At 38.0% G+C, this 20,599-nt stretch carries 16 protein-coding genes; 9 read left to right on the forward strand and 7 right to left on the reverse strand.

The features are described 5' to 3' along the window. Nucleotides 1–202 precede the first annotated feature (202 nt). Complete coding sequence (locus MKY78_RS12090) at nucleotides 203–1,417, forward strand: MFS transporter (RefSeq protein WP_339212966.1); 1,215 nt, start codon at nucleotides 203–205, stop codon at nucleotides 1,415–1,417. 139 nt (nucleotides 1,418–1,556) lie between these two features. Then, on the forward strand, nucleotides 1,557–4,727 hold the full coding sequence (locus tag MKY78_RS12095; RefSeq protein ID WP_339212968.1) for a DEAD/DEAH box helicase: 3,171 nt from the start codon (nucleotides 1,557–1,559) through the stop codon (nucleotides 4,725–4,727). Between the two features lie 141 nt (nucleotides 4,728–4,868). Here the strand turns inward: MKY78_RS12095 and MKY78_RS12100 are convergent, their stop codons facing one another. Both MKY78_RS12100 and MKY78_RS12105 read right to left on the reverse strand, forming a co-directional pair. After that, on the reverse strand, nucleotides 4,869–6,164 hold the full coding sequence (locus MKY78_RS12100; RefSeq protein ID WP_339212970.1) for a hypothetical protein: 1,296 nt from the start codon (nucleotides 6,162–6,164) through the stop codon (nucleotides 4,869–4,871). 226 nt (nucleotides 6,165–6,390) lie between these two features. Then, entirely contained in the window at nucleotides 6,391–8,010 is a 1,620-nt protein-coding gene (locus MKY78_RS12105) for a long-chain fatty acid--CoA ligase (protein ID WP_339212972.1), read from the reverse strand. A 211-nt stretch (nucleotides 8,011–8,221) separates the two neighbouring features. Between MKY78_RS12105 and MKY78_RS12110 the strand changes: the two genes are divergently transcribed. The 7 genes from MKY78_RS12110 (at nucleotide 8,222) to MKY78_RS12140 (ending at nucleotide 15,684) form a co-directional block, all read left to right on the forward strand. Next, complete coding sequence (locus MKY78_RS12110) at nucleotides 8,222–9,169, forward strand: TAXI family TRAP transporter solute-binding subunit (RefSeq protein WP_339212974.1); 948 nt, start codon at nucleotides 8,222–8,224, stop codon at nucleotides 9,167–9,169. 88 nt (nucleotides 9,170–9,257) lie between these two features. Beyond that, nucleotides 9,258–9,788 (forward strand): DUF1850 domain-containing protein, encoded by a 531-nt coding sequence (locus MKY78_RS12115; protein ID WP_339212976.1) that lies wholly within the window; start codon nucleotides 9,258–9,260, stop codon nucleotides 9,786–9,788. Next, nucleotides 9,781–11,796 (forward strand): TRAP transporter permease, encoded by a 2,016-nt coding sequence (locus MKY78_RS12120; protein ID WP_339212978.1) that lies wholly within the window; start codon nucleotides 9,781–9,783, stop codon nucleotides 11,794–11,796. Before MKY78_RS12115 ends, MKY78_RS12120 begins: the two co-directional genes overlap by 8 nt. A gap of 97 nt (nucleotides 11,797–11,893) precedes the next feature. Then, on the forward strand, nucleotides 11,894–13,243 hold the full coding sequence (locus tag MKY78_RS12125) for an MATE family efflux transporter (protein WP_339212980.1): 1,350 nt from the start codon (nucleotides 11,894–11,896) through the stop codon (nucleotides 13,241–13,243). Nucleotides 13,244–13,381: 138 nt separating this feature from the next. Beyond that, nucleotides 13,382–13,978: a lysozyme family protein gene (locus tag MKY78_RS12130; protein ID WP_186868226.1), complete on the forward strand. Its 597-nt coding sequence runs from the start codon at nucleotides 13,382–13,384 to the stop codon at nucleotides 13,976–13,978. A 142-nt stretch (nucleotides 13,979–14,120) separates the two neighbouring features. Next, nucleotides 14,121–14,498, forward strand: a complete 378-nt coding sequence (locus tag MKY78_RS12135) for a RidA family protein (protein WP_339212983.1) — start codon at nucleotides 14,121–14,123, stop codon at nucleotides 14,496–14,498. Between the two features lie 13 nt (nucleotides 14,499–14,511). Further along, entirely contained in the window at nucleotides 14,512–15,684 is a 1,173-nt protein-coding gene (locus MKY78_RS12140; protein WP_339212985.1) for an iron-containing alcohol dehydrogenase, read from the forward strand. Between the two features lie 67 nt (nucleotides 15,685–15,751). Here MKY78_RS12140 and MKY78_RS12145 read toward each other — a convergent pair whose 3' ends face one another. The 5 genes from MKY78_RS12145 to MKY78_RS12165 all read right to left on the reverse strand — a co-directional run bounded on the left by MKY78_RS12145 (nucleotide 15,752) and on the right by MKY78_RS12165 (nucleotide 20,587). Further along, the gene (locus tag MKY78_RS12145) at nucleotides 15,752–15,997 is read right to left on the reverse strand and encodes a DUF1450 domain-containing protein (protein WP_339212987.1); all 246 of its coding nucleotides are present in this window, start codon (nucleotides 15,995–15,997) and stop codon (nucleotides 15,752–15,754) included. An 85-nt stretch (nucleotides 15,998–16,082) separates the two neighbouring features. Continuing rightward, complete coding sequence (locus MKY78_RS12150) at nucleotides 16,083–17,435, reverse strand: MATE family efflux transporter (RefSeq protein WP_186868230.1); 1,353 nt, start codon at nucleotides 17,433–17,435, stop codon at nucleotides 16,083–16,085. Nucleotides 17,436–17,567: 132 nt separating this feature from the next. Further along, entirely contained in the window at nucleotides 17,568–18,584 is a 1,017-nt protein-coding gene (locus MKY78_RS12155) for a dipeptide ABC transporter ATP-binding protein (RefSeq protein WP_339212991.1), read from the reverse strand. Next, entirely contained in the window at nucleotides 18,565–19,596 is a 1,032-nt protein-coding gene (locus tag MKY78_RS12160; protein WP_186868232.1) for an ABC transporter ATP-binding protein, read from the reverse strand. Before MKY78_RS12160 ends, MKY78_RS12155 begins: the two co-directional genes overlap by 20 nt. Before the next feature lie 34 nt (nucleotides 19,597–19,630). Beyond that, nucleotides 19,631–20,587, reverse strand: coding sequence for an ABC transporter permease (locus MKY78_RS12165; protein ID WP_186868233.1), 957 nt, complete (start codon nucleotides 20,585–20,587; stop codon nucleotides 19,631–19,633). Nucleotides 20,588–20,599: the final 12 nt, after the last annotated feature.

The raw sequence follows: 20,599 nt of genomic DNA on the forward strand, positions 1-20,599 counted from the left end.
AAGTAGCCGAACCTAAAGGAACCGCTTGTCATAGAGTCCAGTGGCAGCTGGACTCTTCTATTATGTTTAGTATATCATAACCCGTATCAACTATAGGTAAATTTTCGCGGTTTCGAAAGGATTTTTATATTTTTTACCCCATTCCTATTCTAGTCATACTCATGTATAATGTATTTCGAGCATCGAAAGAAAGGAGATAAGAATGGGCGCACAATTGGAAGTACAACAAAATGAAGAAATAAAAGAAAAAATTTGGACGCGAGACTTCATTCTAATATGTCTGGCTAATTTTTTTATCTTTTTCGGGTTTCAAATGACATTACCAACACTTCCAATCTTTGTAAAGGAGTTGGGAGGAAGTGACCAGTTAGTCGGTGTTATAGTCGGCATTTTTACGTTTTCAGCATTACTTTTAAGACCTTATGCTGGTCACGCATTGGAGACTAAAGGGCGACAATTTATTTATATGATTGGGTTAGGAATTTTTGTCATCTCAATCGGTTCCTTTGCCTTTATTGCAAGTATTACGTTTCTTATTATTATGCGGATTGTTCAAGGTGTAGGTTGGGGTCTATCAACAACTGCGACCGGTACGATAGCGACGGATATCGTTCCTGCTAGCAGGCGTGGTGAGGGACTTGGTTACTTTGGGCTTTCTGGTAATGTCGCGTTAGCGTTCGGTCCGGGGCTAGGACTCGCCTTAGTAGGGAAGATCTCATTTACAAGCTTATTTCTAATTTGTGCTGCATTAGGTTTAGTGGCACTCCTTCTTTCTTCAAGAGTCCGGTATAAGAAGGTAGAACAAATCCCTGACAAAGCTGTTACACCAAGATTTGATGTGTTTGAAAAATCAGCGATTCAGCCTTCTATCTTAGTATTATTTATTACCTTTACATTCGGAGGGATTGCAACCTTCTTACCATTACATGCTATGGATCATGATGTAGCTGGTATTGAATTATATTTCTTTATTTATGCTGCATTCCTATTTATTTCCCGCACCTTTGCTGGGAAAATCTATGATAAAAAAGGGCATGTATACGTATACTTGCCAGGTACCTTCATGATACTAGTCGCCATGATTCTACTAGCCTGGCTACCTAGCACCTTTGTTTTATTAGTAGCAGGGGGACTATATGGGTTAGGCTTTGGAACGGTTCAGCCAGCATTACAAGCGTGGGCAGTTGAAAAAGCGGCAAATAATCGGAAAGGAATGGCCAATGCCACCTTCTTCTCATTCTTTGATTTAGGAATTGGATTCGGAGCATTAACCTTTGGTCAAATTGCTTATCTGTTTAATTATAGTACGATTTATCTAACTGGGGCGGTTTCTATCTTCATTTCCATGCTAGTCTATGGATTAATGGTTATAAAAACGAAAAAGGAGCATACAATTAGACAAACGAAGCAAAGTTAATTAAATTGCTTCGTTTTTTTAGTATAATCTAATCGTTTTTTCGCTATCCTATTTAATAGAATAAGAAGGTTTAAAATTATGTAAATCTCCTTTACAATATAAGTAAAGCATTGTTTTATTAAAGGCAGGTTAATAGAATTTGAAAAAACTTAGTGATATAAATATCCAAAGGCTTTTCCCATCTTTAATCTACAAGCGTGGATTAGAATATTATAACCGTGGACACGTCACGGATTTAGCCTATGACATCAATTATAATGTGTGGACGGCGAGGGTACAAGGTTCGGAAGATTATTTTGTCGAAATCAATATGAAGGACTTAGAGAAGGGTTCAGTAGATACCTATTGTGATTGCCCAGCTTTTGCATCCTATGGGTCTTGTAAACATATTGTTGCCACCCTAATAGCGATTGTCAATAAAGAGGAACCAGAGTCTCAAGCGTTTTCGAATTACGACTATGAGTTGACCAATCGTTTTATTCGTGCGCTTAGTAATATGGGGGATTCATCGGAAGTTACAGACATTCTACCCAAAAGGGCACCGCTGCATCTTGAGTATATAATGAAGTGGTCCTATGATAAAAATTTATTAATTGAATTAAAAGCGGGAACGAATCGAGCTTATGTCGTAAAGGATATTCAGGAATTCATACGTGATGTGCTTGACGGGAATGAGCATTTCTTTACCAAAATGTTTACTTATTCACCGAGTCAACACGATATACTTCCAGAAGACAGAGAGATATTGGAGATTCTTGGATCGGTCCAAAAAAATGAGAAAATCTATGATGGGTATCATGTATACCATTACCGCGGTAATGTCAGTGATAAACGCTCCCTTATTATCCCTCCTTTAGTAGCGGAAAAGCTACTAGAGAAGTTAGTAGAGCGTGATTTTACAGTAGAAGGGACCAATAAATCGTTTACGAATATTTCAATGGAGAAGGGGAAATTACCATATCACTTTGCCTTAAATAAAAATGAACGGAATGACTTGCTGCTAACGATGCATGAGGTCGAGGATAGTATATATTTCAAGAACTATGAAATTTTATTCTATCAAGGCGTTTTTTATTTTCCTTTAAAAGAGCAGATTCCAATTCTTGATCTGGTAAGTACCTTTGGAAAAATCGATCAGCAATTACCGATTTCTAAAAAACAGGCAGATACGTTCTTGTCAGAGGTACTCCCATCCTTAAAGAAGGTGGGAGAAGTAGAAATTTCAGAACAGGTATCTTCTGAGATTATTCAGCTTCCATTACGGGCTAAGCTTTACTTGGAGGCGCAAGATGACTGGATAACCGGTAGATTGGAATATCATTACGGAGAACATGTCATTGATCCATTTAGTGGACGTGAGGAGCATGACGTGATTATTATCCGTGATGTAGATAAAGAAAAGCAGATTATGCAGCTTATCGAGTATGCGAACTTTCATTATAACGGTAGAGAGCTATTTATCGATGCCGACGAAGAAGAATTATATGATTTTCTCTACAAAGTACTCCCAGTGTTAGATGAGTATGTGGAGCTATTTTTAACATCAGAAATCCGTAATTTTATTATGGAGAATGACCCGATTCCGAGAACGAGTGTGAAAATGGAAGGGTCTAATAATCTGTTAGAAATTGGTTTTGACATAGATGGATTAGATGATCAAGAGATTAATAAAATATTAGACGCTGTGATTGAGAAAAAGCGTTATTATCGTCTGCAAAGTGGGGAAATGCTTTCTCTTGAAGGGGAAGAATTTATTTCCATTCAGAACTTTTTCCGTGATTTAGATATAAGTAAACAGGATGTACAGGACGGGAAAATCCATATGCCTGTATATAGGGGAACACAAATTGATGAATTAATTGATACGAAGAAAAGCTATGATCCGGCATTCAGGCAATTATTGCATCAATTAAAGGAACCGGAGGAGCAGCACTATGAGCTTCCGGATAAGCTGAATGCATCATTACGATCTTATCAAAACACAGGATTTCAATGGTTTAAGTCTCTTAGCCATTACCGTTTAGGCGGGATTCTTGCTGATGATATGGGATTAGGTAAGACATTGCAAAGCATTGCCTTTTTAGCATCCGAGCTTGGGGAACACCCGCATCTAATTGTTGTCCCATCATCTGTCGTCTATAACTGGAAAAATGAATTTGAAAAATTTGCACCATCCTTACAGGTTACGATCATGACAGGTAATCCACAGGAGCGTCATGAAAGAATGAATCAACATAAAGATGCTGACGTATGGATTACATCCTATGCCACATTAAGACAGGATATTTCGCTATATCGGGAATTAAGCTTTCAAACGTTAATCCTTGATGAGGCACAATATATTAAAAACTATGCAACGAAAACATCGAAAGCGATTCGTGAAATTAATGCAAGCAGGCGATTCGCGTTAAGTGGTACACCAATTGAAAACTCTATTGATGAACTATGGGCGATTTTCCAAGTGGTTTTACCTGGCTTAATGCCAAATCAAAAGTCCTTTAAGCAGCTTCCACACGATAAAATTGCCACCATAACAAAACCGTTTATTTTACGTCGCTTAAAAAAGGATGTTCTAAAGGAATTGCCTGATAAGATAGAATCGGTTAGTGTATCGGAGCTTACGGCTCAACAAAAAGAGCTGTATGTTGGCTATTTAAGACAGCTACAGCAGGAAACCGTTCAATCCATACAACAAAGTGGCTTCCAGCAAAATAGAATGAAAATCTTAGCTGGATTAACTAGACTAAGACAAATTTGCTGCCATCCTTCTTTATTTATTGAGAATTACGAAGGTCAGTCAGGGAAGCTAGAATTATTAATGGAAACAGTCCGGAATGCGATAGCAAATGGTAAACGCATGCTAATATTCTCCCAGTTTACCAGTATGCATGAAATCATTATCGAGAAGTTAACAGAAGCGGGTATTGATTATTTCTATTTAAGTGGTCAAACTCCATCAAGTGAACGAGTAGAGATGAGTGAACGCTTTAATAATGGAGAAAAGAGTGTATTTCTAATCTCGCTAAAAGCTGGTGGAACAGGCTTAAACCTTACTGGAGCAGACACGGTTATTTTATATGATTTATGGTGGAATCCAGCAGTGGAGGACCAAGCAACAGGTCGCGCACACCGATTTGGACAAAAAAATGTTGTCCAAGTAATCCGTCTCATTACAGAAGGTACCATTGAAGAAAAAATATATGAACTACAACAAAAGAAACGAGAACTCATCGACAAAGTCATCCAACCAGGAGAAACCATGCTATCTTCCCTAAGTGAAGAAGACGTCAGAGAGTTGTTGAGTATATAATGAAATCCCCCTGAAAAGTGTAATTTTCAGGGGGATTTTGATAAGAATATAACGTAGATAATTCAATTATAATATGACCCTAGTCTTGTGTTAGAAACCAACATAGAAAGAATGTACTTTACATTGGGAAGAAATCACCTTTTATATATTTATTTGAAATAACTTTCTAGGGCGCCCTTTAACATAAGGCTTTTCCTCACCGACAATTTTAATAACATTACCATTCAACAATTTATTCACGGTACGTTCTGCACTTCTCTTTGTAACACGATAATAATTCGCGATATCATTCGAAGAAAATGGTTCATTGTTACGAAGCTGTACAAAATCGATAAAATTATACGAAAGCTCATTATTCAACTTAGCCTTATGAATTAATGCCTGATACAGTCTAGAAGTATCAAAATGCTTCTTCACTCCAAGCGGACCAATGGTTTCTTGTCTATCATTCACAATATAACAGCTACTATTTGTGTTATGTGTACAAGCATCTAGTGCAAGCTTCGCGTGATCCTCAGCTTGCTTAGCCGTTAGCCCTAGTCCGAATCCGATTTCAATTGGTGTATTTAAAGCATTTTCTACTTCTTTTATAAGTGGAAAATCTCGATAATGATTCGTAATATGATCGAGCACACCTCTAGTTCCAAAAACAACATAGTGATTTTCGTTATTGGTTAGAACCGATGCATACGTTTTATGTCCGAATTTAAGTAAGATTTGGTATAGCTGTAGTTGTAGTTCTTTAAGATGTAATTCTCCCTTTTCAGCTTTTATCTTATCCATATTCTTAATGCGAATATAACCAGCAACAATTTGCGCACTTTTGCTCATGTTTAAAATAGTGATATTCTTACATTCCTCGATAGCATTGTCTATATTTCGTTTTGGGGTTACCATCGAATAGCATGGCACTCCTTGTTCCTGTAAGCTTTGCTCTACTTCGTATAAGGAAGTAAGTACATAGTCAATTTTTCCTTCTTCAAAAAGCTGTTTATGGTAGCGTGTAATCTGCTCCACATTGACTTCCTCGCTTTGTTGATAGCTATATGTATAAATGCTCGTTCCTGAAATGTTTAATTCAGATAAAACCTCCGTCACAGAAGCTTCATCAAGCACATCGATGGATAATCGGTGGAGCTGCTGATGATACTTATTTTTTAAATGATAGAACGATGTCAATATCATATACGCATCTAAGTTCACTTGAACAGAAGGTAATCGCTTCTTTTTAATTTTGCTTGCAGCATATAAAAATGGAAGGTTTTCTAAGAATAAATAAACATCACACATAAATGCTTTTTCAACAAGTACAGTAGTCTCACTAGCGTTTTGATAAACAAAGGGAATTGCTTCTATTTCCTCGCGATTGGCAAGGTAACTCTGAAATCGATTTATTAAATCATCTCTTCCAAATACAGCAACCTTTATCTTCACCATTATCCCTCCCAAATTCGTATTAGGGTGTAATATCCAGGATCCATATAAGTTAAAGAAAATTCTGTCATTTTACCCCATAAAAAATTAGCGAAATAATTAACGACGGTTTCGTTAATTTATCTTATTCTAAGGAATTTTCATAATATTGTCAAGTTAATAAATGGTGAAAGTTTGCAGGAAAATTCATAGGAGTCAGAACGAATAGACTCCTATGAATTGAACGCTATTACCCTTGAGGACTATACCTTGCTTTCACTTGTTCACGGAGTTCTCGTTTAAGGAATTTCCCAACAGATGATTTAGGTATTTCCTCAAAGAATAGAACATCGTCTGGTAACCACCATTTTGGAAACTGTGGTGTTATAAATTCGATAATATCCTCTTTCTTTATCTTATTCTCATATCCCTCATGGAGGACAACACATGCAACCGGTCTTTCTTGCCATTTTTCATCAGGCATCGCTACAACACTAGCTTCGAATACGGCATCATGCGCCATGATAGCGTTTTCAATTTCGACTGAAGAAATCCATTCTCCACCACTTTTGATTAAATCCTTCGTACGGTCTACGACTTTGATAGTGCCTTCTTCATCGACCGTTACAACATCCCCCGTATGGAACCAACCATCCTTAAAAGCTTCGTCACTTCTAGTGTCTTTATAATATTCGTCTGCAATCCATGGTCCTCGTAAAAGTAGTTCGCCCATTTCTTTGCCGTTCCATTCAATCTCGCCATCTCCACCTATTACCTTCATTTGAAGTCCAGGAACAAGAATTCCTTGTCTGGCACGCTCTATAAATTTATCTTCTGGTGAGAGATTTTGTTGATAGCTTTTAAGACGTGAAACGGTAGCTAGTGGAGTAGTCTCTGTTGCTCCATAGGCATGGTAAAAGGGAATTTGATATTTTTCTTCAAATGCTTTTATTAAGCCTAGCGGTGCTGCAGATCCTCCGCATAATACTGCTCGTAGGCTTGATGTTTCATAGCTTCCTTGTTCTAGCTCCTTGAGTAATCCGAGCCAAATGGTTGGTACACCCGCTGTAATCGTAACATGAAACCGTTCAATAAATTCTGCTAATCGTTTTGGAGTGAAGCGAGGTCCTGGCATTACTTGTGTGGTGCCAAACCATGTACTAGCAAATGGGAGTCCCCATGCATTGACGTGAAACTGTGGTACAACAGGCATCGCAACATCGGATTCCGAGATTGCTGCAGTATCAGCAAGTCCTAGTGCAAAGCTATGCAAAACTATAGCACGATGAGAATACACAACTCCCTTTGGCTTTCCGGTAGTTGCGGATGTATAGCACATTCCTGCGGGTTGATTTTCATCAATATTTTTTGTGAATTCATAGGCTGGATCACCAGTTGATAGAAGTTCTTCGTAGGAGTAGAGTGGTTGAATAGTAGAATCAGGGAGCTCGGCTTTATCGGTCATGACAACAAAAGCTTCTACAGTAGTCAAATGTGTGTGAATATGTTCAATAAGAGGTAGTATATCTTCATCAACAAATAATATTTTATCCTCTGCATGATTAATAATATAAATGATATCTTCCGGGGATAACCGAATATTAATCGTATGTAAGACAGCCCCCATTCCTGGTGCAGCGAAGTAAATTTCTAAATGTCGGTGGTGATTCCATGCCAGTGTCCCAACACGATCTCCTTCTTGAATACCTATCTCATGAAGTGCGCTCATTAACCTTCTAGTACGCTGACCAATCTCACTATAGTTTAGTCGATGTAGCTTGTCGTGGGTCTGAGAGATTACTTGTTTCTTTGGAAAAAATGTCTCAGCATGCTCTAATAATGAGCCTACCGATAATGAAACTTGCATCATACGTATCATCTCCTTTAATATAATATAGGGATATGTCTATATAATATCATATTATTTTGATAATTTGTAATAAAATTAATATTTGACTGTAATCTTTGTCGTACTTCAGTTCGCCCTTATTGAAACGGCTTTCACTTTTACCAATAGTTTGACAATAATAGGTATTATTAAGTAAAATATGATTTAGGAATTTATTAAGGGGGAGATTTACATGAAAAAGAAGTATATTCTATCGTTAGCTGTATTACTAGTTCTATCATTAGCATTAGCTGCATGTGGTGGAAGTAAACAGTTAACTATGTTAACTGGTGGTACTGGTGGTACATACTACCCACTAGGAGGACAACTTGCTAGTATTATTTCAGAAAATACGGATTTAGAAGTAACGGCATCAGCTTCAAACGCATCGGCGGATAATATTTCTGACCTTGCTTCTGGTGACGCAGACCTTGCATTTACACAAACAGACGTCATGGCAAATGCGGTAGAAGGCGTTAACTTATTCGAAGGAAGTGCAGTTGATAACGTATTAGCAATTGGTTCTTTATATCCAGAAACAATTCAAATCATAACAACAGCTAACTCTGGTATTACATCTGTAGAAGATTTAGCAGGTAAGCGAGTATCTGTTGGTGCACCAGGATCTGGTACGTATGTTAATGCACAACAAATTCTAGAAATTCACGGATTAGATATCGAAACAGATATTCAACCACAAAACTTAAGTTTTGATGAATCTACTGATGGAATTCAAGATGGAAATATTGATGCAGCATTTATTACGGCTGGTACTCCTACTGGTAGTGTAGAAGGGTTAGCAGCAACAACTGATATTTCGATTGTTCCAATCGCCCAAGACAAAATCGATGCTTTAATTGCTGATCACCCATATTATGCAGTAGATACCATTCCTGCTGATACGTATACTGGTGTATCTGATGAAATAACTACTGTTGCGGTTCTTGCAATGCTTGCAGTTGCAGACACATTATCAGATGATGAAGTTTACGAAATTACGAAAGCTATCTACGATAATGCAGGCGATATCACACATGATAAAGGGAAGTTAGTAACGAAAGATACTGCACTAGATGGAATTGGAGTTGACTTCCATCCAGGAGCAGAAAAATACTTCAAAGAAGAAGGATTACTAGACTAATTAGATAAAAATATAGTAAGATGGAATAGTCGGCTTTTTGCCTGAATAGGGCTTTATAGCCGGCTGTCCATTTTTAGGTTGTGATTTATTGGCAAAGTATTTTAAGAAGCAATACATTATTGGTTATCTCCTACTGTTAGTCCTATCATTGATACTTTTTGTTCCTTTCCGAACTGCCTTAGTATTCTATAAACAGAATACAAGCCAAGTTGAGGCATACCTTCCTATTGAAGAAGGGGACTCATTTCAAATTATTTTTACACATTCCATTCACTTAACAGATGTAGTCGAACTTTATGAGGTTTTACCAGATGATTCGATTAGGCAAAATGAAATCATTTATGAGCATTATGGGATTGGCATGCCTGCGAATGATAGTGATGGTGGAACTTTCGTATATGAGGATGGAAAAATACATATAAAAGACATGAATCGTGTGTTTCCATCTATCCAAATGCGAAATGGTAAAGTAGTACCAAGACATCGATTAGTATGGGGTGAGGAAGCCGAGCATATGGTTTGGTTAAAAGACTACTTCGAACCAGGTGCTAGGTTTACCTTGAAAGTCGATAAGCTTTCATTATGGCAACTATTGAAAGGAGTGAAAATTCATGAGTGAAAAAAATGTACACACAAAAGATGAATTAACACCAGAAGAGCAAGAAGCCCTATTACAAAAATATGATCAAGAATCAAATACACGTCGATTAACAGGCATTGCCGCCATTATTGTATTTGTTCTATTGTTATCATTTTCGTTGTTCCAGCTATATACAGGATACTTTGGTGCATACACAGCTTATATTCAACGAACTATCCACTTAGGTTTTGCACTAGTCCTCATTTTTCTATTGTTTCCGTCTAAGAAAAGTGGGAATAAGAGAAAGATAGCTTGGTATGATTATATATTAGCTTTATTATCGTTAATCGTATGTTTATATTGGCCGTTATTCTATGATGAAATCGTTCAGAGTATTGGATCCATATCTACTGCTCAAATGATAGTTGGTGGGATTGCAATCCTACTTACATTGGAGGCAACTAGACGTGCAGTTGGACTTCCAATAACCATTATTGCTGGTGCAGCTTTATTATATGCATTATTAGGTCCATATATGCCAGGAATGTTAGCGCATAGAGGACTAAGCTTAAACCAATTAATTAATACGATGTTCTTTACAACAGAGGGTATCCTAGGTACACCGTTGAAAGTGTCATCTACGTATATTTTCTTATTCCTATTATTCGGTGCATTTCTTGTGAAGACGGGAGTTGGAACATACTTTAATGATTTAGCAATCTCCCTAGCTGGTAGAAGAACTGGAGGACCGGCTAAAGTAGCGATTTTCTCTAGTGCCCTTAATGGTACGATATCTGGTAGTTCTGTAGCCAACACCGTGACAACAGGTGCATATACGATTCCATTAATGAAACGCCTCGGCTACCGTAAAGAATTTGCCGGAGCGGTAGAAGCTGCTTCTTCAACCGGTGGACAAATTATGCCACCGATTATGGGGGCTGCCGCTTTCTTAATGATTGAATTTGCGGGTGTTCCTTATTGGGATATTGCCAAGGCGGCTTTAATTCCTGCGATTCTTTATTTTGCTGGAATTTGGATTATGACTCACTTAGAGGCAAAGAAAATCGGGTTAACCGGACTACCTGAAAGTGAAATTCCAAATAAATTAGAAGTTCTGAAGAAAATTCACTTGTTGCTTCCCATCTTAATAATCATTGTATTTTTATTTATGGGATATTCAATTAATAGAACAGCATTATTAGGTATTCTAGCTGCGATTATCGTAAGCATGTTCTTAAAAGAAACACGAATGACACCTAGGAAGTTTGTGGATGCTTTAACATCCGGTGCTCGTACAGCGTTAGGTGTTGCTGCTGCTACTGCAAGTGCAGGTATTATTGTTGGGGTTGTGACGAAGACAGGCTTAGGTTTAAAGCTTGGTAATGGAATTGTTGATATTGCAGGTGCACTAACGTCCAATATCAATGTTCAATTATTATTAACCCTATTCTTTACTATGATCGCTTCCATTATCTTAGGTATGGGTTCACCTACTACGGCGAACTATATTATTACCTCAACAATAGCTTTACCAGCTATTTTAGCAGTTAGTAATCAACTTGAGTTTGCGATACCAGTATTAGCTGCTCATATGTTTGTATTTTACTTCGGTATTGTGGCAGATATTACTCCGCCTGTGGCATTGGCTGCTTTTGCAGCATCCGGAATATCGGGTGGGGAACCGATTAGAACTGGTTTTAATGCTTCGAAGCTGGCAATTGCAGCCTTTATAATTCCGTATATGTTCGTATTAAATCCAGAGATGCTCATGATAGACACTACTATTGGTGGTGTTATTTGGATTCTAATTACAGCATTAACGGGAATGATTGCGATAGGTGCTGGTCTAATCGGCTACTGGTATAAACGTTTAAATAAAGTGGAAAGAATTATATCTGTATTAACAGGTCTAATGCTTATGTACCCAGAAGGTCATACTGATATTATTGGGTTAGTCATATTTGTAGCCTTACTTGCATATCAGTTTATCTTTAGAGGTAACCGAGGTTCAGGTGAACAAGAACAAGTACAGGTAGAAAGCAAGTAATATAGGAAGGGGAGGTTTCTCGAAGCGAGAAATCTTCCCTTTTGCTATTCAAATGGTACAATAAATGAGTAATTAGAATATGAAAGGTTGTTTTCAAGTGAAAACACAACATGATTTTACGGAAGGCAATATATGGCGGCAATTGATGGTTTTTTCTGGACCGATTATGCTTGCCAACTTGCTTCAAACATCTTATCAATTAGTCGATAGTCTGTGGGTTGGTAATTTACTAGGTGCGGATGCGCTAGGAGCTATAGCGGTTTCTGGTACGATTATATTTACTGTTTTAGCTTTTATTATTGGACTCAATAATGCTGCTCTTACGATTCTCTCCCAACAAAAAGGAAAGAAAAATACAGACGGTTTAAAACGATACTTAAATGCATTCGTTGTATTACTTTCCATTATGTCTATTTCGTTGGGATTAATCGGATTTATCTTTGCAGAAGGGTTATTAAGCTTATTAGGTACGCCAAGCGAGATATTAAATCTTGCAACCACTTATTTACAGATTAATTTCCTAGGGATGCTATTCCTGTTTGGTTATAATTTTATTAGTACAGTATTACGAGCATTGGGAGATAGTAAAACACCACTCCGATTTGTCATGATAGCCGTCCTATTAAATTTATTCATGGACCCACTATTCATCGCAGTATTTGATCTTGGGGTAAAAGGTGCTGCTATTGCAACCATTGTCTCTCAAGGCTTTGCATTCCTTTATGGAATTATTCATGTGTTACGGAAAAAGCTAGCACCATTTACATTACCTACAATCCCGCATTGGGGAGAAATTAAACTCATCTTACATCTCGGTATTCCGTCCGGATTGCAAATGTCTGTCATCTCAGCTGGTTCAGCGGCCATTATGAGCGTTGTCACGACGTTTGGCTCCTCTGTTGTTGGTGGATTTGGAGCAGCCCAGCGATTAGATAGCATTATTATGCTTCCAGCACATGCTCTAGGGACCGCTGTAGGTAGTATGGCGGGACAGAATATTGGAGTGAAGAATTGGGAGCGGGTTAATAAAATTGCTAGATATGGTGTAGTGTATAACTTCGCTGTTATGGTTGCTGTTGGGTTGCTTGTTGTCCTGTTTGCGGAATATGCGGTGCGATTATTTATTCAAGAGGAAGATGCGGTTCAATTCGCTACTCAGTACTTACAAATCATTGCATTATGCTATCCGTTCTTGGGGATAAACTTTATTCTAAATGGTGTAGTGCGAGCAGCGGGTGCCATGTATCCCGTATTAGTACTTAATGTGCTTTCATTCTGGGTACTCAGATATCCACTAACATTCTTGTTCTCCAAGCTTCTTGGAGATACCGGTATAGCGGTTGGTATGGGAGTTAGCTTTATAATCAGTAGTGTGTTTGCTTACCTTTACTTTAGATTTGGGAAATGGAGAGAAAAGGTGTTGTTTAAACAGAGAAAACGAGGCTAGTTATGCACAAAATGTGGATAGCCTATGGATAAACGCAATATTTTGTATCGATAATAGACAAAAAACACGATATATTGACAGAGGAGGTCAATGTAGTTGTGGATAACTATATTACTTTATATGGGTTGATGGAGAAGAATGAGAAAGCAAACAAAAAAGGCAATCAAACAGACAATATATGTTGTTGCTATACTAGTTACGATATTTATACTACTTTCGGTATTCACAGCGAAACCAGAGCCGAGAGTGAGTAATGATGTACTGCAATACAAGCCATTAGTTGAAAAGTATGCGGAAGAATATCAAGTCGCCTCTTATGTGAATGTTATGTTAGCCATGATGATGCAGGAATCCGGAGGTAGGGGCACAGACCCAATGCAATCTTCGGAGAGCTACTGTGGCCAAAGAGGTTGTATTGATGATCCGGAGCTTTCTGTTAAGCAAGGGGTATACTATTTCTCGGAAACATTGAAAGCAGCAGATTTTGATGTTGAACTTGCGGTTCAGTCCTACAATTTTGGTAAAGGTTTTATTCAATATGTCCACAACACCACCGGAGCATATTCATTGGAGGCGGCTATTGCATTCTCGCAAGAAATGTATGAAAACGCACCAGATAAGTCAATCTATACATGTTTAAGGGAAGAAGCAAAACAATATAACGCATGTTATGGGGATATTTATTATGTAAGATCTGTTATGGGCTATTTAGAGGAACTAAATGTTTCTTCGTGACGAATTAGGAATAAACCAAATAGTTGTTTTAAAGGAAGGGACCTTATAAAATTAGATTAGTAAGTCTAGAAACGAGTTTCCCCTACTATATGTCGACTTTAGTAGTTGGGCAATTAGTAATGAAAAAGAAGGAGGAGTGCTAATGGTTAAGGAAATATTTACAGAAAAAGCACCAGCAGCGATTGGACCATATTCTCAAGCTATTGATGCTGGAAATCTACTATTTGTATCCGGCCAAATTGGAATAAATCCAGCAACTGGTGAGGTTGTATCTGGCATAGAAGCACAAACTAAGCAAGTTATGGAAAATTTAAAGCATATACTTGCTGAAGCTGAGACTGATTTTTCACAGGTTGCCAAGTTTACTATTTATTTAGCTTCGATGGATGACTTTGCTACCGTCAATGATATTTATGGTAGTTACCTACAAAAGCCTTATCCAGCACGTGCCACTATTGAAGTAAGTCGCCTACCAAAGGATGTGCTAGTTGAAATAGATGCAATCGTAGTGAAATCATAAGGAGGACATGCTAATGGATAATTTTTTATATTATAACCCAACTAAATTAATCTTTGGAAAAGGGCAGCTAAATGCGCTTCCAGAGCAAGTAAAACAATATGGTACTAAAGTGTTAATCGTATATGGTGGAGGAAGCATTAAACGTAATGGTATTTACGATAATGTGGTAGCAAAATTAGCTGAAATAAACGCAGAAGTATTTGAACTGGCAGGAGTAGAACCGAATCCTAGAATATCAACAGTTCGTAAAGGAGTAGAAATTTGTAAGCAAGAGGGGATAGATTTCTTACTTGCAGTTGGTGGCGGAAGTACGATTGATTGTACGAAAGCGATAGCAGTTGGTGCGAAAACAGATATTGATATGTGGGATATTGTTACGAAGAAAGCTTCAGCGACAGATGCACTGCCATTTGGAACTGTATTAACTCTTTCTGCAACAGGCTCAGAAATGAATAGTGGCTCGGTTATTACGAATTGGGAAACGAATGAAAAGCATGGTTGGGGAGCAGCACCATACACCTATCCTAAATTCTCTATTCTAGATCCAGTACATACTTTCTCTGTACCAAAGGATCAGACTATTTATGGTATTGTTGATATGATGTCCCATGTATTGGAGCATTATTTCCATCAGGAAACGAATACTCTCATACAGGACCGTTTCTGTGAGTCTATTCTCATCACAGTGATGGAAACTGCACCGAAGCTATTAGAAGACCTTGAAAACTATGAGTATAGAGAAACCATTATGCTAGCAGGTACTCTAGCTCTTAATAATATGTTAAACATGGGATTTCGCGGAGATTGGGCAACCCATAATCTAGAGCATGCAGTAAGTGCAGTACATGATATCCCACACGGTGGAGGATTAGCCATCCTATTCCCGAACTGGATGAAGCATGTATTAGATGATAGTAATGTATTACGCTTTAAACAACTTGCTGAAAGAGTATTCCAAGTTGATGCAGAAGGAAAAACAGATCGTGAAGTAGCAATAGAAGGTATTAATAAACTTCGTGAATTCTGGAATAGCATCGGTGCCCCATCCAAACTTACGGATTATGATATTGATGAAAGCACTGTTGAATTGATGGCTGAAAAGACAGTTGTAGCAAATACAGAGTACGGGAATTTTAAAAAGTTAACGAAACAAGATTCGATAGAAATTTTCAAAGCAAGCTTATAAAGTACAAAAAAGTGACATATTATTTCCCAGGTAATAAATAATGTCGAATTTAAAAAGAAGAACTAGCCTATTGATAGATGGCTAGTTCTTCTTTAATAGCTGCACGAATTTTATCTAAGCATTCTTCTGGTGTTCTTCCGAAGATGCGTCTGTTGTTAACTAATGCGTACGGTTTTACTCGGCATAAACCGCAAAAAGATAGACAGTCAGAGGTTAGAACAGCAACCTCAGGGAACTCTTTTTCTAATATTTCTTCTAAATTTAGTGTGGTAATAGCATTACCATCACAGATTTCGACAACAACTATACCCATTACATATCACTTTCTTTCAAGAGATTAAAAGGAATGATTGAATGATAGCATTGCCAATTCATCATTTCAATATTCGTGCTCATCATTAGGAATTAGTCTTGTCAACGAAGCTCATTCTAACCCAGTTTCTTTGTTTCCAACGTCGTAGCATTAGGACTCCGCGTAACCATTCATCAGCAATAAATCCAATCCATATTCCAATTAGTCCAAGACCTAAGAAAATACCGAAGAACCATGCAAAGGTAACACTAATGCCCCACATTACTAGTATTCCGATATACACAGGAAATTTAACATCACCTGCTGAACGTAAAGAACTGATCATGATTAAATTAAATGCTCTACCTGGTTCCAGTACAACCGTCATTAACAGCAATACCGTACCTGCTTCAATGATGGAGCCATTATCGGTAAAGATGCCTAAGAATGGTTTAGCTACAAGGTATATAACACCTGCAGTTGCTAGTGAAATAAAGATGGAAATTCTTAAGCTCTTTAGGGCCCGTACATAGGCATCCTCAATTTTCCCTGCTCCAATCATATGACCAATAAGTATTTGGGTGCCTTGGCCAATGGCAACGGAAAATAGAAAGATAAACATCATAATATTTTGCGTGTACACTTTCGTTGTAATTGCAATTGTTCCTAACTGGGCAACAAAGTAGGTGATTACCATTTGGCTTGCATTATAAGACAATTGCTCGCCAGCAGAGGGGACGCCGATTTTCAATAGACTCTTAACATGATTTTTTTCGTAACGGAATAAATTTGCAAAGTTTAAATCCCCACGCGTACGTTTAACTAAGAGGATGACGAGTGCAATAAATCCAATAAATCGACTGATAGCTGTTGAATAGGCAACCCCTTCAACACCTAGTATTGGAAACCCAAACGGGCCAAAGATAACAAAGTAGTTCCCAATCACATTAATGATGTTCATGATGATGGTAACAACCATGGTATCCTTCGTATAGCCATAGCTTCGTAAAATAGCTCCGGTAGTCATAATTAACGCTTGAACGAAAATTAATCCACCGACAATTTGCATATAGGCTAAGCCTTCATCCATTAGTTCATGTGGTAGGTCCATTAAGGCTAATATAGGTTCTGCCCATATGAATAAGGCAATACTTAATACTAATGAAAATATTAGGTTCATACTTAAGGCATTTAGAGCAATTTGACCAGCTGTTTTAGGCTTTTCTGCTCCTATATTTTGGGCGATTAGAACTGCTGCCCCTTGTGCTACAAAGCCAAACATTACGATCACAACTGATAAAATTTGGTTTCCAACCCCAACAGCAGCTACCGCATTATCGGAGTATTGACTTAGCATTAAAGTATCTGCATTCCCCATTAACATATGGAGGAGTAATTCAATGAAGATTGGCCAAGTAATCGCAAATAACGTTAAATTTTTTGTGTTTTGTTTATCCAAGCTGTACCCTTCCTTCTAATCAATAGAAATAGTTTACAATGAATCTTTATAAATAGGAAGATATTTTTGATTATTTGTTAGAAAGAAAAAATTGCCCTCCAGTATTCTGGAGAGCAATGGATTATCAGTAGATTAACGCACATTTGTTGGCTGCATGAGCCCTGTACCGATTTCTTCTAAGTAATGACAAGCGGCCTGGTGGCTATTCTCACCTTGCCCTGTATCGCGTAGTTCTGGTATTTCTTTTGCGCATCTTTCTGTAGCGAATGGACATCTCGTATGGAATCTGCATCCAGTAGGTGGATTAATAGGGGAGGGAACATCACCAGTTAGGATAATTCGCTCCCGCTTTTTATCAGGATCAATACTTGGTATGGCAGATAATAATGATTTTGTATAGGGATGCTGTGGATTAGTGAACAGCGACTTTTTATCAGCGATTTCTACAATTTTACCTAAATACATGACGATAATACGATCGGATATATGTCTTACAACCCCTAAATCATGAGAAATAAATAAGTACGTAAGGTTAAATTCCCGTTGCAGCTTTTTTAATAGATTAATAACTTGAGCCTGAATAGATACGTCTAAAGCGGAGACTGCCTCATCACATATAATCAATTGTGGTTCTACTGCAAGTGCACGAGCAATACCAATTCGTTGACGTTGCCCACCGCTGAATTCATGTGGGAATCGATCGATTTGATGTTTTCCAAGCCCGACGATTTCCATTAGCTCAAGTATTCGTTTGTTTTGTTTTTCTTTAGGAACAGTACGTTGAATGGACATGGCTTCCCTTAAAATCTCTCTTACAGTTTGCCTTGGATTAAGGGATGCATACGGATCTTGAAAGATAACTTGTATATTTTTTCTTTCTTTACGCATTTCACTTTTACGCAATGCTAATAGGTCCTTACCATCAAATTCGACATGCCCACTTGTCGGTTCATCTAAACGCAAGATAGCTCTTCCTGTAGTAGATTTACCACATCCAGATTCCCCAACGATACTTACGGTCTCTCCTTCATAGACGGAAAATGATACACCATCGACAGCCTGAACATGGTTAATAGTTCTTCCGAATATTCCACCCTTGATTGGAAAGTGCTGCTTCAAATCGGTTACTTTAAGAATTTCTTTCCGCATGCCTCTTCACCTCCGTAGTTCCTTCCCATTCATCTGAGTAAATCCAGCAGCGTGCTTGGTGATTATGTTCATCTACAATTAATTCAGGTAAGCTATTGCACATTTCTGTTGCATACGGACAGCGCGGTGCGAAGCGACATCCAGATGGAAGCTCTGTGGGGCTAGGAACGGTCCCTTTTATAATGGGTAAGTCGCCTTCAATATCCTCGTCATGTGATGGCAATGAGTTGATTAGCCCAACAGTGTATGGATGCTTCGGTTCTTTAAATAATGTTTTCACATCAGCATATTCCACTACTTTTCCGCAATACATGACTGCTACATAATCACAAGTTTCGGCTACTACGCCTAAATCATGAGTGATGAGCAAGACAGACATATTTAATCTTTTTTGTAAGTCCTTTATCAATTCTAGTATTTGTGCTTGTATCGTTACATCTAATGCGGTGGTAGGTTCATCTGCTATAAGTAAGTCTGGATTGCAAGCGAGCGCAATGGCAATCATAACACGCTGCCTCATACCACCAGAAAGCTCATGAGGGTATTGGTTAATTCGCTTTTCTGGAGATGGAATCCCTACAAGCTTCAGCATTTCAATCGATTTTTTTCGAGCCTCCGCTTTGTTTAGTCTTTCATGAATTTTATAAGCTTCACTTATTTGCTGACCAATAGTATAAGTTGGATTTAAAGATGTCATAGGCTCTTGGAAAATCATCGATATTTCGTTACCGCGGATTTTTCTCATTTCGTTATTCGATTTCTCTAATAGGTTTTCTCCCTTAAAGATAATTTCACCGCCGACTATTTTTCCTGGACTATCAATTAAACGAAGAATAGATAGGGATGTAATACTCTTACCCGATCCGGACTCTCCAACAATCCCAAGCGTTTTTCCTTTTGGTAGGCTAAACGATACACCGTCGACAGCTTTTACTTCTACCTCCTCCGTGAAAAAGGATGTTTGGAGATTGTTTATTTCTAATATATTTTCATATACAGATTGAACGGTCATTCCTGTCACACCTTTCTAAGCTATAAAACTATGGTTAATTTAAGTCAATACGCTTATTGAGATAACGATAGGTAATATCGACAATTAGATTTACTAGTACAAAGAGTAAAGCAGCAACTAATACGGTACCTTGAACGAGTGGAAAGTCACGGGCTTGGATAGAATCAATGACTAATTTCCCCATCCCATTAATAGCAAAGACGGTCTCGGTTAATACAGTTCCACCTAATAGGGAACCGAATTGAAGACCAACAACAGTAACGACAGGGATTAAAGCATTTTTAAGTGCATGTCGATAAATGACGACTCGTTCTTTTGCTCCTTTTGCACGTGCAGTTCGGATATAATCTTGATCAATAACTTCTAGCATACTTGATCTTGTCATTCGGGCAATGATGGCTGCTCCACCGGTTCCTAATGTAATGACTGGTAGAACTACTTGTTCAAAGCTTCCCCAGCCGGATGGTTTAAACCATGCCGTGTTATCGAAAAATGGTACCCAACTCGGTAAGTCCAGACCAATAGCGAACCATTGTATTAACATTAACCCTAGCCAGAAATTTGGCATGGATAGACCAAATAGAGCAATAATCATTAAGGAAACATCCCGGATAGAATATTGCTTAACAGCGGAAACAATCCCGGCAATCAATCCTAAGAAGATGCTAAGTACAATACTATAAAAAGCTAGTTCTACTGTAACCAAAATACGCACACTGATTTCAGATGTTACATCTCGACCAGTTCGAATTGAATTTCCTAAATCCCCTTGTAGAAGATTCGATAAATAATTCCAATATTGTACATGATACGGATCGTTTAGACCTAACCGTTCACGAATATTTTCTACTTGTTCTTTTGGTGCACTTTCACCCGCCATAATTTGTGCCGGGTCCCCAGGTACAAGATGTAATAGGCTAAATACGATTAATGTTACACCTAGTAATACAGGGATTGTTTGAAGTACACGTCGAATAATAAATACGAACAATCTACTGCACCC

Origin of the sequence: Ornithinibacillus sp. FSL M8-0202 (genome assembly GCF_037975285.1) — a bacterium.
In the GTDB taxonomy this organism is placed as follows: Bacteria; Bacillota; Bacilli; order Bacillales; family Amphibacillaceae; genus Ornithinibacillus; species Ornithinibacillus massiliensis.